The organism is Pseudomonas sp. MYb327 (assembly GCF_040438925.1).
Lineage (GTDB): Bacteria > Pseudomonadota > Gammaproteobacteria > Pseudomonadales > Pseudomonadaceae > Aquipseudomonas.
Genome location: NZ_CP159258.1, coordinates 618,712 through 633,058, shown reverse-complemented (window position 1 = coordinate 633,058; position 14,347 = coordinate 618,712). Strand labels below are relative to the sequence as shown.

Here is a 14,347-nt window from a genome sequence, read left to right as displayed (position 1 = left end):
GCGAGGTTAAATGGTCGGGCTCATTACGTTTAACAAGGATTGCCATGACTCCCCGTACCGCCCTTGGCGCCCTGCATATCGGCGCACTGATGTTCGGCCTGACCGGTGTGTTCGGCAAACTCGCCGCCGCGTCACCGGCGATCATCGTGTTCGGCCGAGCGGCGTTCGCGGTGTTGGCGCTGGCGTTTTTTGCACGATTCGCCAGTCAGACTCGATGGCACAAACTGGCCGCCGTAGACTGGCGCCGCCTGTTACTCAGTGGCTTGTTGCTCGCCGGGCACTGGGTGAGTTTTTTCATTTCAGTGAAGATCGCCGGCGTGGCAATCGCGACCTTGGGTTTTGCCAGTTTCCCGGCTTTTACCGTGATCCTGGAAGGGCTGATTTTCCGCGAGCGGATTCGCGTCAATGAGATTCTGTTGGTCACGCTCGTCACCATCGGGTTGATACTGGTGACACCAGACTTCAATCTGGCCAGCGACGCCACCACCGGCCTGTTGTGGTCAGTCGCTTCCGGTTTGCTGTTCTCCCTGTTGTCGTTGACCAACCGCGCCAGCTCCGGGCGTATCCCGCCAGTGCAGGCCGCACTGTGCCAGAACGTGGTCGTTGCCCTGTGCCTGCTGCCGGTGGCGGCACCGCAATTGAGCGAAGTACGCGCGATCGACTGGTTGTGGATCGGCCTGCTCGGCGTGTTCTGCACCGGCGTCGCCCACAGCCTGTTCGTCGCCAGTCTCGCGGTGATCAAAGCAAGAACCGCCGCGGTGGTGTTCGCTCTGGAACCGGTTTACGGCATCACCATGGCGTGGCTTTTGTTCGGGGAAAACCCGACGCTGCGGATGTTGCTTGGCGGCGCGCTGATCATCGTTGCGATTGTGGTGTCCAGCCGGCTGTCCAACGGCTCAAGCAAGAAAACCGTTGCAGCGGAAGCGACCTCTCACTGAGTGCGATCGTTGTGACCCAAATCGCGGTCCGGATCGATCTGATCGCGGACTCGCTGCTTGAGCACCTTGGCCTCGGGAAAACCGCCGTCAGCCTTGCGCTCCCAGATCTGTACATCGTCACAGTAAATATGAAACACCCCTCCAGTGCCGGGCACCAGGGACACTTTGCCCAGGTCGTCGCCAAAGGTGCTGAGCAGCTCCTGGGCCAGCCAGGCAGCGCGCAACAGCCACTGGCACTGGGTGCAATAGGTGATGATGATTTCGGGTTTGCTTGCGGTCATGAATCGCAGATCCCTGTGTGATGTTTGAATGCCGTCAGCTTAACACCCGTGGCGAGGGAGCTTGCTCCCGTCGAGGTCACCATCATCGATGCAGGTCTGGGCTTGTTCCAGTTTGCCAACGTTGCTCGGTTGGGCAGGTTTCAGATTCAGTGGCTCAAGTTGCAGCAACTGCAGGGGCTCACTGAATTCAGCGAGAAAGGCATTGTCGAGGGGTTGAGTGTCAGGTTCGGCAACCCATACGATCTCGGCTTCCGATAGTGGCGGCTCACTTGATGGCGGGCTTTCAAATGGATTGGTCAGGTCCCAAGAGGTGTCCATCGACAGGTCATCAAGGTTCAACTGAAACTCATCAGCAGGCGCAATCGCTAAAGCAGCCACGGTGACCGGTGTACTGGCGCTCAGTTTCGGGTGACGGGTGCGGATTTCGTGGAGTTTTTGTGCGTCGAACCCGCCGTTTCTCAGGCTGGTTTCCTGCGCCTCATACGCCGCAAGATCACCTTGCTTGCCCAGCACGTCCAACAGTTGTTCAGCCAGATCGGTGCGCTGAGGCTCCTTGACCATTGCCTCGCGTAACAAACCTGCGGCCTCGGCAAATCGGCCATAGGTGAGGTAAATATCGACTGCTTCCAGCACATCGCCCGTCGGGGTTTCTTCAGGGTTCGCGGGTATCGCGGACGGCGGCATCGGGGGCTCCACTGCCCGCTCCATCATCGGTTCCTGTCTTGTAGATGATTCGGGGGCGTCGTCAGACACCTGACGCCGACGAATGACGAACCATCCCAGCACCACCAGCCCCACCAATATGAAAACTCCGAGAATTACCGGCCAGCGAGACTCGGCTTCCTCCACAACCATCGGCGCCGCTACCGCTGGCTTGACCGGTTTTGCCACCGACTGCTGGACTTCCGTTAACCGGGCTTGCAATTCACTGACTTGTTTTTTATCCGCAGCGATCTGTTCGTCCTGCGCCTGAAGCTTGGCCTTGAGCTCATCGACGGTTGCCTGCAACTGCTGGGTTTGCAGTTCGCTGGCGGCCGGTTGCTCAGCAAGAGGCTCATTTGCCTGGCCGGCGGCAGGCTTGGGTGGTTCCTTGCGCGCAGGCGTTGGTGCGGCGGCCGGCTGAACACTCGGGAATGCGGAAGGCGAAGGAGTGGCGGTTGGTTCATCGGTGGCGGGCACAATCTCCGGTGAGCCGGGCGGATCGATCAGCACCGTGTATTCACGCAGCAATTGGCCGTTGGGCTGATTGAGTTGTACGAGGAAATTCAGGAACGGCTCATTGACCGCTTTGTTGGAGCTGACACGGATGAAACTGCGGTTACTCTTCAGGACGGGGGTGAACTTCAGGTCGTTGAGGAAAACCACCCGCTCGACACCGGCACGGCTGAACTCGTCTGCCGTCGCCAGGCTGACCGACAACTCGCCCTCCTCCAGACCACCGGCATCCACCAGGGCGATGTCGGCGCGAAGCGGCTGGTTCAGTGCTGAATGCACGGTGATGTCACCCAAACCCAGCGCTGGAGCCAATGCCGAGTAAGTGACAGCAGCACCGAAGAGCAACAACCTGACGCAACAGCGAACAACCAACAGCCGACTTTCAAGCATGAGCATCCCTTAGATAACCAGAACCAACCTGCACGTGTTCGCACATCCGGTACGAACACGATATTGCCGAGTAGTTCTTATAGTCCGCGCAACAAGGGATCTCAAAAGTCTGGATCGGGGGTTATGCCTCAAGATTTTTCAAGGTTGGCCAGGATGTGCCCGTGGACTCGCATGCAGACCCGCAAATCCGCCTCATCGACACCTTCGAAGAGTTCGTGGCGCAGTTGAGTGGCAATCGTTTCAATTTGTTCGATCAGGGGGTGTGCCGGGGCACAGAGGACGATTTTTTTCGCCCGACGGTCTTCCAGCACCGCCTGGCGTTGCACCAGGCCCTGGCTTTCCAGGCTGTCGAGCAGGCGGGCCAGGGTCGGTCCTTCGACGGCGACGCTCTGCGCCAATTCACGCTGAGTCGGGGCCTCTTCGAAACGTGCCAGGTGCAGCAGCACCAGCCAGCGCGCCTGGGATAACCCCAGGCCTGCCAGACGGCGGTCCAGTTCGGCACGCCAGCCACGGGACATCTGGGCCAATTGCATGCCAAAACGGTGTTGATCGGTTAACGGCATAAAACACTCATGATCAGGCTGAAATAGAGAAATACTAATTATTAGTCAGCTAAGCATGAGCCTTGCTTTCAGGCAAGGCTTGATCTGTAGTGAATCGTTACACCAGTAAACCCGACCATCAAATCTCGAATTCGGATTGCAGAGCGGCCCGGACGCAGTACAAAACACCTTCCGGTACTCGTCCGGCAAACAGTGCGGAAATCTCCGACACGGGCGGTAATTCACCTTCACCGTCGAGGAACGCGTCCTGGACTTCGCCCATCAAGTCTTCGGGCAGATCCAGCGCTTGTTCCAGCGACAACTGCTGCTTGCCAATGGCTTCGGCGAGCATGGCGTAGACGTTCTTTTCCGAGCATTGCAGCTGACCGGCGATTTGCAACGGCGTCATGCCGGCGCGCGCCAGGGTGATGAGTTCGTGGCGCACGTCGGCCACCGCTTTCGGTGCCTCGACCTGACCACCGAGTACTTCGAGGAAGGCCTCCCCGTAACGCTCAAGTTTGCGTGCGCCGACGCCACTGACCGTGGCCATTTCCGCCAGCGTGGTCGGCTGGCTGCGGAGCATTTCCAGCAAGGTAGAATCCGGGAAAATGACATACGGCGGCACGCCATGTTCCTCGGCGAGTTTGCGTCGCAGTGCTCGCAAGGCTTCCCACTGTTCGCGCTCTTCGCCACGCACCAGTTGGCTCGCCTGACTCTTGCTGCTTTTCGCCGTGGTTTGCGCCTTGAGATCGCGACGCAGTTCCAGGGTCACTTCGCCCTTGAGCAGCGGTCGGCAACTGTCACTCAGGCGCAGCCCGCCGTAGCCTTCCAGATCGATGTCGGCCAGACCACGGGCGACCAGTTGCCTGAACAGCGAACGCCATTCACCCTCTGCCCGCGCCTTGCCGACACCGAACACCGACAGGTGTTGATGACCGAAACTGCGGACTTTTTCGTTGTCCTTGCCCAACAACACATCCACCAGATGCCCGACGCCATAGCGCTGGCCGGTGCGATAGATCGCCGACAGCGCCTGACGTGCCGGCTCGGTGGCGTCCCAGGTTTGCACAACGTCGACGCAGTTATCGCAATGGCCGCAAGGTTCGGGCATGTCTTCGTCGAAGTAGGCCAGGAGGGTCTGGCGGCGGCAGCGGGTTTCTTCGCACAGCGAAAGCATGGCGTCGAGTTTGTGTTGTTCCAGACGCTTGTGGCGTTCGTCACCTTCGGAGTTCTGCAGCATCTGCTTGAGCATCACCACGTCTTGCAAGCCGTAGGCCATCCAGGCATCCGCCGGCAGACCGTCGCGGCCGCCACGACCGGTTTCCTGATAGTACGCCTCAAGGGATTTCGGCAAATCGAGGTGCGCGACAAACCGCACGTTGGGTTTGTCGATGCCCATGCCGAACGCCACGGTCGCGACCATGATCAGGCCTTCCTCGTTGAGGAAGCGCTTCTGATGATAGGCACGTAAATCGTTAGGCAGGCCGGCGTGGTACGGCAGCGCCGGGAAGCCTTGCTCGCTGAGAAACGCGGCCACTTCCTCGACCTTTTTGCGCGACAGGCAATAGACGATGCCGGCATCGCTGCGTCGTTCAGCGAGGAACGCCAGTAACTGTTTGCGTGGCTGCTCCTTGGGCACGATGCGATAAAAAATGTTCGGCCGGTCGAAGCTCGACAGGAAACGTTCGGCATTCTGCAAATGCAGACGAGTGACGATTTCTTCGCGGGTACGCTTGTCAGCAGTAGCGGTCAGGGCAATGCGCGGCACGTCGGGAAACATTTCCGCCAACTGGCCCAGCTGCAGGTATTCCGGGCGGAAGTCATGGCCCCACTGGGATACGCAATGCGCTTCGTCGATGGCGAACAATGCGATGTTCAACCCTTGCAGGAAGGACAGCATGCGCGGCTGGACCAGGCGCTCGGGGGCAAGGTACAGCATTTTGACTTCGCCGCGCTTGATCCGGGCCGCCAGGTCGCGCTGCTGCTCGGCACTCAGCGTCGAGTTCAACGCTGCCGCCGCCACGCCCAGTTCTTCGAGGGTCGCGACCTGGTCATCCATCAAGGCGATCAACGGCGATACCACCACCGCCAGGCCTTCGCGCAACAGCGCCGGAACCTGGAAGCACAGGGATTTGCCGCCCCCTGTAGGCATCAGGACCAGGGCATCGCCGCCATTGGCCACGCGCTCAATGATTGCACCCTGGCGACCACGAAAACTGTCGTAGCCGAAGATGTCCTTGAGGACGCGTTGAGCCTGTTCGAGCATAGAAACTCCAAAAATCACCGAAACATCCCTGCAAGGCTGGTGCAGAACCCGCAAGGCTGCACCGACAAATCGTAAGTGCGCATTGCATGACGCTTCACATTTCAGCCGCGATGCCAGCAGGGCATCACAAAACGCGCGAGTATACCCGAGGCCTCCCTTGCGCAGGGCACCGCTGATAAGAGCGATGAAGATGACCCCTTGTAGATCGCAGCCTTCGGCAGTTCCTTCAGGGAAAGCGAAGTTCATAAGGGGGCAAATATGCCGCGCGGCTGGCCCAAGCGCTCAAGAAGGCCTAGAATTCCCGCATCGAATATTCCCCAAGGTAGCCCTTTAATGTCCTTCGCTGAGCAATTAACCCGCCTGCAAGTCTTCCTCGACGCCGATGAACTGCATGACGAGGCGCTGGACTACGTGGCCGCTCACGGCTACCTCACCGCGCTTTCCATCTGTTCCGAGGTGGTGCCTGATCGAGAGTGGATCGACGCCCTCTTCGCCGAAGAGCCGCACTACAGCGGCGAAGCCCAACGCGAAGAAATCGAAGCCACCCTAATCGGCCTCAAGGCTCACATCGCCCGCCAACTGGCCTCCGATGAAGAGTTCGAGCTGCCATGCGACCTCGACCTGGGCGACGATCCGGACGATTCCGAACTGCGCGGCTGGTGCATCGGCTTCATGGAAGGCGTGTTCCTGCGTGAAGAAGCCTGGTTCGAAACCGCCGAAGACGAAGTCAGCGAAATGCTGCTGCCGATCATGGTCGGTTCGGGCCTGTTCGACGAGCAACCGGAGTTCTCCGACATTGCCGCCGACGCCAACCTGATGGACGACATGATCGTGCAGATCCCGGAAGCCCTGACTGCGCTGTACCTGCTGTGCAACGCACCAGACGAAAAACCGGCGATCCTCAAGCCACGTCACCACTAAGGTTCTGCCTATGGACAACCCCATAGGCAACCGCTCCCTGATGTTGCGCTACGTGCTGCTGGCCATTGGCTGGCTAAGCGTAGTGCTGGGAGTGATCGGGATTTTCCTGCCGGTGCTGCCCACCACTCCTTTCCTGTTACTGGCGGCCGCGTGCTTCGCCCGCAGCTCCCCGCGTTTTTACCATTGGCTGGTAGATCACCCTCGACTCGGGCCATGGATACGCGACTACCTCGATGGCAATGGAATTCCGCTCAAGGGCAAGGTCTACGCCATCGGCCTGATGTGGGTGAGCATTCTGTTTTCCTGCTACCTGGTGCCCATGCCCTGGGCACGCGGGTTCATGCTGACCAGTGCGGTGCTGGTGACGATTTACATCCTCAAGCAAAAAACCTTGCGCAAGTCCTGAGCCTCTTTCGTACAGGGCTTTTGTGTAATTCTTCTCCCGACGACTCGCCTTCCTTCTCTGTAAACACCACCTCGACTCGCGAATTCAGCCTGCTGACCCAAGGCCTGAGCACTGAAGATGCCGAACACCTGGCCGCCGAGATCAGCACCACTCTGGATTACTTGCGCCTGACCGGTGCAAGCGATTGAACACCCATCCAGCAAGGTCATGCATCACAAGGTGCTTGCACGCCTGCTCGATCCACAGGGTGAAGTGATTGTCGCCAGGGAATTTCTGCCATGGATCGAGACCCAAGGGGAGCTTGAGACGATCAAGGAGCGGGGCGTATTTGGGGTGATAGGACGGTTGATCGGGCCGCCCGAGCCAATGTGATGGAGAACTCACGCCCCGAAGTAAAATTACCCGCCGGTCGGCACTGTCAGTTCTGACAGTAGCAAAGCCTTCGACCTTTCTTGTGTGATACCCCTAACCACCTGGTTTTACCGCCAGTCCGTCGTCCGACGTAAGGAGTGTGTTCACATGCCTTCGCAACTCTCTGCCCTTGTCAGCAAAACCCACCCTGGGGTGCCTCTCGATGCGTTTCCCCCTCCCCTCGTTAATTTGGCCGTTGGCGGTGTACTTGACCCTGAACTCGTCCCTCCGGGAGGCTGCCCTCTGATTGTTCCTTATACACAAACCCTGGACCGGGACCGGGTAACGTATCGCTGGAGCAGCTCGGTTGCCGGCGGCAGTCACATGGAATTCAGAAACCTGACCGCGGCAACTGCCGGTGAGGAAGTCGAGTTCCTGGTGTACAAGCAGTTCATCACCGCCAATCGCTACCGTCATGTAACCGTTGATTACTACATCACACGTGCGGGTGCGATCATTGGTTATTCCGAACCGTTGGTGCTGTTGATCGGTGATGTTTCCCTGGCGTTCAATCCACCGCGGCTTGATGGTGTCGAGAATGCAGTCATGGATTTGGCCGTGATACCGCGTGACCTGGAAGCCTGCCTGGCCGCTACCGACTATCCCTTGCAAGTCGGTGACAGCGGCGAAGTTCGCGTTACCGTTGCGCCGGGGGGCGGTACCGCCAGCGTGCCGTTCCGGATCGAGGAAGGTCAGGCGGGACGCGACAAGTGGGTCACCCTGCCAAGAGCGGTATTTCTGGCTAATGTCGGGCGCGAGGTCAGACTCGACTGCACGGTGCTGCGCGTGGACGGTCGGCGTGAAGAATCGCGGGTGGCCGAATTTGAAGTGCACCATTCCATCGGCACCGGGCGCTTGCAGGTGATGGGCGCGCGGTCCCGTGGCAATCGCCACTTCCTTTCCGGTGGCGATTTCTGGTTGACGGCGCTCGACGCCAACACCTTGCAACCCATTGAAGCGCGCTGGCGGTACAACCACGAAACGACCGTCGTCAGCGGCTTGCGCTTTCGCGACACGCAACCGGATCGCCCGCTGCACGTGCAGGTGGACGATGACTGGGTGGCCATTCATCAACGCAATCTGGTGGGCAACGGCAACCTGATTTCTGGCATGGTCGCCAATAACGCAGCCTTCGCGGCGCGCGCGGACCTGGGCAACCTCGTGGCCTGGGGTAACCCCGGGCGCGGCGGCAACCTGGGGGCAACGCTGCCGACACTCACCGACATTGTCGCCTTGAGCCTGTGTGGCTATGCCTTTAGCGCACGCAGGAACAATGACAGCGTGGTGGCCTGGGGGTATGAACCTAATGGTGGGCTGGTCCCGGCAGAGATCGCCGAATGGCGGGACGTCGTAGCGTTGACCGGTAACGGTTATGCCTTCACGGCATTACGCAGCAATGGGAGTGTCGGTGCATGGGGAAGTTCACACTTTGGGGCCAGCGTCCCCGACGAGATAAAGAATCTCACCAACATCAAAACGGTAGTGGGTAGCTTGTATGGCTTTGCAGCGCTGCTGACTGATGGGTCCGTAGTGGCCTGGGGTAATAACTCTACAGGGTCCACGGTTCCCGAAGACATTGCGGCTCTGACTGACATTGTTGAGTTGACAGGCAATGACGCGGCCTTTGCTGCGCGCCGGGCGAATGGGAGCGTTGTAGCGTGGGGGAATAACAATGGAGGGAGCATTCCTCAACCCATCAAGGATATGGACGACATCGTAGAAGTCAGCAGTACTCGTTATGCCTTTGCGGCACGGCGGGCCGATGGCTCGGTGGTGGCTTGGGGAAATGCCAATCATGGTGGTTCTGCTCCGGATACGATTAAAAACCTGACGGACGTCGTGGCGGTAACCGGCAACGTGAGTGCGTTCGTGGCGCAACGCGCCGATGGAAGTGTGAGAGCTTGGGGAATTGCCGGAACAGGAGGAACCCTGCCCGCGCCAATTGCCGAGCGCACGGACATCGTGCAAGTGGTACCTGCTGTGCATGCCTTTGCAGCTCTGTGCGCCGACGGCACCGTGATGGCGTGGGGAAATGCCACGTATGGTGGGGAAATTCCCGAATCCATTCAGCCGCAACTGAGCGATGTACGCGCCATCTGTGGCAACACTCACGCCTTCGCAGCACTGACCGCCGATGGACGCGTAGTCACTTGGGGCGCTGCCCTTGCGGGCGGCGATAGCGATGCCGTGGCCGACAAACTCAACGGGAAAATCTCTTACACCATAGCGCCGGACACAACTAGAGCTACCGTAAGCACTCGTTTGCCCCGTGTCGCCACGGTAGATATGGCTGCAACGGTCGCGAAATAACGCAGATTCATAACCGAAAAAAAACGAACGCCCCGAACCTGTCGGGGCGTTTTTTTTAGAGTGCGATTCGTATTTATCGACGCGTAACCTCTAGAACCCGTAACTCACTCCCAACGTTACCGCCCATGGCTGTTCGAATTTTTCACTTTTGCCATAGTCGACGCCGGCATCCAGACGCAGGTTTTTCGCGAGGGAAACCGCAACGCCTGCACCCACTTCGAAGCCGCTACCTTTCAGGCTGTTATTGAGCTTGTTGCCATTGACCTGCGCATCATCATGACTGGCAAACTCATGAACCAACGCAACACGTGCATAAGGTTGCAAGACGGTATCGCGATCGATGTTAAAGCTACGACCGGTGGCGACGCCCAGTTTGCCGCGCAAGGAACGCGTACGATCACCGTCGGCTTGCATGCCATTATCGAGACGGTAATCCGCACCCTCGATCACCGCCGCCGACAGCTGCGCGGAAGGTTTGACGAACCAGTCATCAGCCAGCTTGATGTTGCGGCCCACTTCCACCAGCGCGCTCACGCCGGAGTTGTTGTAATCGCCCTTGGTCTGCGTGCCATCGCTCAGTTTGACGTCGGAATCATTGCGAAAGTGGTTGAGCTTGAGCGCGCCATCGAAGTAGTAACCGGTGTCAGCATTCAGCCAGCTAACGTATGGACCGAAGTAGTAGCTGTCGACATTGCCCGACGTACCGCCATCAAGCTCCAGGTCGGACTGGCTGTAACCTGCCAGCACACCGACTCTCCATTGGCTTTCGCCCAGCAAGGTATCGGCACCCAGAGAAATGCCCTGTTGTCGCTGACGATAAGCAACGCCCGACTCTTCATCGACGTTGTACTTGTTACCAAACGGCCGTACCCATACTCCATGCAGATTGCCGTCCGATTTCAACTCCCCCATGCGCCCTTCCAGCGACTTCATCTCGCCGTAGGAGATGGTGGTCGCTGTCTGGAACAAGGCCAACACCGACTGAGCTCCAGGGCTGACGGTTTTGGTGGTGGGATTCAGGAACCAGCTGGTACCGCCCGCTGAATCGGTGGAGTTGGCCAGATCGTAAGACCAGGTCCCCAAGTCCACTCGACCACCGACCAGGGAAAATTGCGCAGGACCGGCAGCCGTATGAACCAGGACCAATTGTTTGTCTGAAATGACATCGGTCCCGGTGGCTTTGACCTCCAGCCCGAAATCACCGTTGGCCACGCCGGTGACATTCAGTCGGTCGGCGGCACCCGTAGCGAAATCGGCATTCATGGCAAAGGTGCCATTGCCATCAAGCGTATCGACGTTCAGTTCACGAAATGCGCCGGTGGCTACACCAAAATCAACCGTGCCGCCCGCCATGCTCAGTTCGCCAATGGTGTCGCTGCCGGTCATGGTCCAGGTGGAGGCATCAATCGTCACGCTATCAACCTGGTTCAAGCGCCCAATGAGCTGCGAACCGTTTTGCAGGATGACATTGGCAGTGGCGTCGTCCTCGACCAGCACATCGCCGGTCATGCGACCTTGGTTGAACGTGAGATTGGCCGTGCTGTTGTCGCTCACCCGCACGTTGCCCTGCAAAGCGCTGCTGCCCACCGTCATGGCTGCCGTCGAAGCGCCCAGCACTTCAAGCAGATTGCCATTGGCGCTGCTCAGGGTTGAGCCGTTCAAGACTTCAATGCTGGCGTCGATGCCACCCTGCACCTGTATGGCCGGGCCATTACGACCTGTAGCGCTCGAGCCATCGAGCTTCAGTGCACTGGTGCCCACGCCTGCAGGGTCGCGTCCCATCAATACGCCTGCAGCATCACCGCTGATACGGGAACCCGCCGACGCTTGCACAGTGCCCCCCTGAATGTTCAAACCCGAGCTTCCCGAAGCGGTGCCGGTCAGCCCCGTATTGATCAGGTTCAGGGTGCTAAGGCCCGTGATGTGGGCGCCCGTGTCACCCCCATTGAACTGACTGTCAGTCGCCGTTGCAGTCGAACCTTGTGGGGCTCCGGGCGCACGGTTTACCGTCAGAGCCATGGTCTCACTGGTTACCGTAGCCTGATTGATATTCGCCACGCTGGTACCGGTAATCGATAAACCTTCGACGCCACTGCTGGCGGTGATGGTCGCGCCGCTGATATTCAGCGTCGAGCCACTTTCGACAAAGATACTTTGGGTGGTGCCCTGGACTATGTTCAACGTGCCGTTGTTGCGAACCAGATAGTCAGTCGACGGTGTTGTCGAGCTGACGTTTTCAGTTCTGTTATCGACGATCAACGCTGCCACCGCTGATGGGGTCATCAAAAAAAACGCTGGCAAAATTGTCAGCATTTTTCCGGAAATCGTCTGCGCCAACACATACAACGGCTTCGTCTCGATAGTCATAGTCCTATGTCCTGTTTGTCAGTTCGCCCTTTTCACACAGCAGAATTGGGTGGCTGGCGAGGGGCGTGCACGGTATCTCCTACGCCTAAAGAAAAATGTAGGAATAATCTGAAGATACCCACGAAAAAAAGGGCGCTCGAAGCGCCCCTGATGGATTACGGTGAGGGTGTAAAGTTGCAACTAGAACCATCACCCTCCCTCATTAGCACCCGAACGAAGTGCCGCTCTGAAATTGATAAATGTCCATCCAGTACCACGCTGTATCTGATTGCCCCGAATCTGCTACCGGTTTCATCGAACACTCTGTAAGGGAAATAGATATAACAACCATCGATACTTTCCTGCTCACTGATCGTATAGTCAACACTGCCTCTGATCTGGAGTTCTACAACCCCATCAGGGTCTGAGTAAGCCTGGTAATCAAGATGGATTGCCTTATCCTTGAATCCCGGATTAGGTGGAATAAAGACTACTACCGCCATCTTTCCGTCCAAGCCCGGCCGCAAAGAATTACAATTCAAATTATCAAAGTCGGGATCCAGGTGTTGAATAACCGGATCAGAAATCAATGTATCGTGTATATATACATAAACACTTTGCGTTCCTGACACTGCATAGTTGTCGCTGACTGCATCGTGAGCCCGATAATACAATGGTGTCGATTTGTTATTCCCTTGCGATTCAACAAACGACCACGCCACAGAAAAAGTAACTTTGAAACCCTCCCCCTCATCACCCTGCACATAGTAAACACCACCATCAGGCTCGGATACTTCAATACCATTCCAGACAAGTTGAAGGCGTTCATCCTTCTGCGCACCCTCATACAACGGTGTTGTTACTGAGACAGGCTGTCCCTCGTCAACTCCATAAATCCGGTTATTCTCAAAACTCTCCGCCCCATGAGCGATAACCAATGGCAGGAAATCATCCGGCGGGCCTGGCTTCTCCGGATCGATAGGTCCGGGCTTTCTCAGGTCCTTTTTCACTAACTTGGTTAGCGGTGAATCGGGATGCAAGCGATCACCGCGTCGCACTTGCAGGCTAACGGGAACATCTTCCTGATAAGCGACGCCGTTGTAGACGTCCCTGAAAGGCACATCGATGAAAAACGGAAAGCGGTCAATCAGCTTTTCCACCTGCTCCACGCCATCCCAGACAATTTTCAGATAGTCCCGGCCCGCGACAAAGTTTCTATATTCGTCAATGATGCCAACCCCCACGCCAGACGGTGTTTGTGCATCTATCAGATTGATAACGCCATCGTCCTCGAACAGCGGGACGTCAGGAGCAGTGAGAGTCGGAGCAAGGGTCAACACCACATTGATCTGCAATTTATCCGAGGATGGGCTCTGATTACCTTTGCGATCACAATGATCAACCCAGATCTCGTGCATACCCTCTTCAGTGCCCAACAAAGCTTCCGTCAATTCGAACACCGGAGCGGCAACAGGGTTTGTGAGTGATTGGGTGCCAATCAAGACTTTATCGGGATCAGATTCCGACTTGCCATACCAGGCCCTGATAACGTCACCGATTCTACTATCACCGCTGAGAGGGCAGGTTACCGGGACAAAGCCATTTGCATCCAGATAATCCTTGGTGATTTCAGTAACAGGTACTGTTGGCTTCAGCGCTTGCGGAAAATCCGTGTCTATATTGATAATCAATGTTTCAACTGGCGCCCCTGTGTTACCGCCATGATTGATGCGGTAGCTGAGTTCATAGGTGCCTTTAGTTATTGTACATTCCGGTGGCAAATCCAATTCCAACGGAAAAGATCGAGGTGGTATTGGGGTTTGGTATCGGAAAGCAGCCCCTACCAATGATCCATTCCATCGTAGCTGGACAAAGCCTCCCGTGGGGAGCGGATCTTGAGACGCATCAAACTGATGAACTAAAATCCTTATCGCTGTCCCTTGATACTGCTTATGAAGTTGATTTATCTCATCATCACTCTCATCAGGTAAAAGCGGGTTTTTCGTTCTATCCAATTCTGGCGCAACGGCTGCCATCGTTTCAGCAGACCATCTCAATTTTCGATAGGCCACAGCCTTTTCTTCAGCAGATTCAAGCTTAGTATACTTAGACATTTTATCGTTCCTTCAATTAAAGAGGACGTTGACTACCAAAAGACAGAGGATGCCTAACCAAACATAATTATCGAGCTACCGAACAGAGAATATTCAATCGCCTGTAAACTGCCCCCCGCGCCCGACCCTGTTTCTTTTATTACAAATAAGACTACTTAATGGTCCAATGACGTAATGGTTTGATTCAAAGGCAAAAGCACGCGCTTG

Annotated in this window: 10 protein-coding genes and 1 pseudogene; 5 read left to right on the top strand and 6 right to left on the bottom strand. The window is 57.0% G+C overall.

The features are described from left to right. Positions 1-44: 44 nt before the first annotated feature. Positions 45-938 (top strand): DMT family transporter, encoded by an 894-nt coding sequence (locus ABVN21_RS02805; protein ID WP_339553994.1) that lies wholly within the window; start codon positions 45-47, stop codon positions 936-938. Here the strand turns inward: ABVN21_RS02805 and ABVN21_RS02800 are convergent. The 4 genes from ABVN21_RS02800 to recQ form a co-directional block, all read right to left on the bottom strand. Then, entirely contained in the window at positions 932-1,219 is a 288-nt protein-coding gene (locus ABVN21_RS02800; protein WP_339553995.1) for a SelT/SelW/SelH family protein, read from the bottom strand. The two genes, ABVN21_RS02805 and ABVN21_RS02800, sit on opposite strands and share 7 nt — an antisense overlap. A gap of 39 nt (positions 1,220-1,258) precedes the next feature. Continuing rightward, the gene (locus ABVN21_RS02795) at positions 1,259-2,824 is read right to left on the bottom strand and encodes a peptidoglycan-binding protein LysM (protein ID WP_339553996.1); all 1,566 of its coding nucleotides are present in this window, start codon (positions 2,822-2,824) and stop codon (positions 1,259-1,261) included. A gap of 128 nt (positions 2,825-2,952) precedes the next feature. Further along, complete coding sequence (locus ABVN21_RS02790) at positions 2,953-3,387, bottom strand: MarR family transcriptional regulator (protein WP_339553997.1); 435 nt, start codon at positions 3,385-3,387, stop codon at positions 2,953-2,955. A gap of 118 nt (positions 3,388-3,505) precedes the next feature. Further along, a complete protein-coding gene (gene recQ / locus ABVN21_RS02785) occupies positions 3,506-5,632 on the bottom strand; it encodes a DNA helicase RecQ (protein ID WP_339553998.1) in 2,127 nt (708 codons plus the stop codon). Positions 5,633-5,965: 333 nt separating this feature from the next. Between recQ and ABVN21_RS02780 the strand changes: the two genes are divergently transcribed. From ABVN21_RS02780 to ABVN21_RS02765, 4 genes and pseudogenes are all read left to right on the top strand, one after another. Further along, the gene (locus tag ABVN21_RS02780; protein ID WP_007975277.1) at positions 5,966-6,553 is read left to right on the top strand and encodes a YecA family protein; all 588 of its coding nucleotides are present in this window, start codon (positions 5,966-5,968) and stop codon (positions 6,551-6,553) included. A 10-nt stretch (positions 6,554-6,563) separates the two neighbouring features. Then, positions 6,564-6,959, top strand: coding sequence for a YbaN family protein (locus tag ABVN21_RS02775; RefSeq protein WP_339554000.1), 396 nt, complete (start codon positions 6,564-6,566; stop codon positions 6,957-6,959). An 80-nt stretch (positions 6,960-7,039) separates the two neighbouring features. After that, positions 7,040-7,247: pseudogene (locus tag ABVN21_RS02770) on the top strand (hypothetical protein); the annotation flags it as partial. A gap of 447 nt (positions 7,248-7,694) precedes the next feature. Next, complete coding sequence (locus tag ABVN21_RS02765) at positions 7,695-9,680, top strand: hypothetical protein (RefSeq protein ID WP_339554001.1); 1,986 nt, start codon at positions 7,695-7,697, stop codon at positions 9,678-9,680. Positions 9,681-9,770: 90 nt separating this feature from the next. On the opposite strand, the gene ABVN21_RS02760 is transcribed toward ABVN21_RS02765, so the two are convergent. Together ABVN21_RS02760 and ABVN21_RS02755 are read right to left on the bottom strand one after the other, a co-directional pair. Continuing rightward, positions 9,771-12,047, bottom strand: coding sequence for an autotransporter outer membrane beta-barrel domain-containing protein (locus ABVN21_RS02760; protein ID WP_339554002.1), 2,277 nt, complete (start codon positions 12,045-12,047; stop codon positions 9,771-9,773). Between the two features lie 155 nt (positions 12,048-12,202). After that, the gene (locus ABVN21_RS02755) at positions 12,203-14,140 is read right to left on the bottom strand and encodes a hypothetical protein (RefSeq protein ID WP_339554003.1); all 1,938 of its coding nucleotides are present in this window, start codon (positions 14,138-14,140) and stop codon (positions 12,203-12,205) included. Between the last annotated feature and the right edge of the window lie 207 nt (positions 14,141-14,347).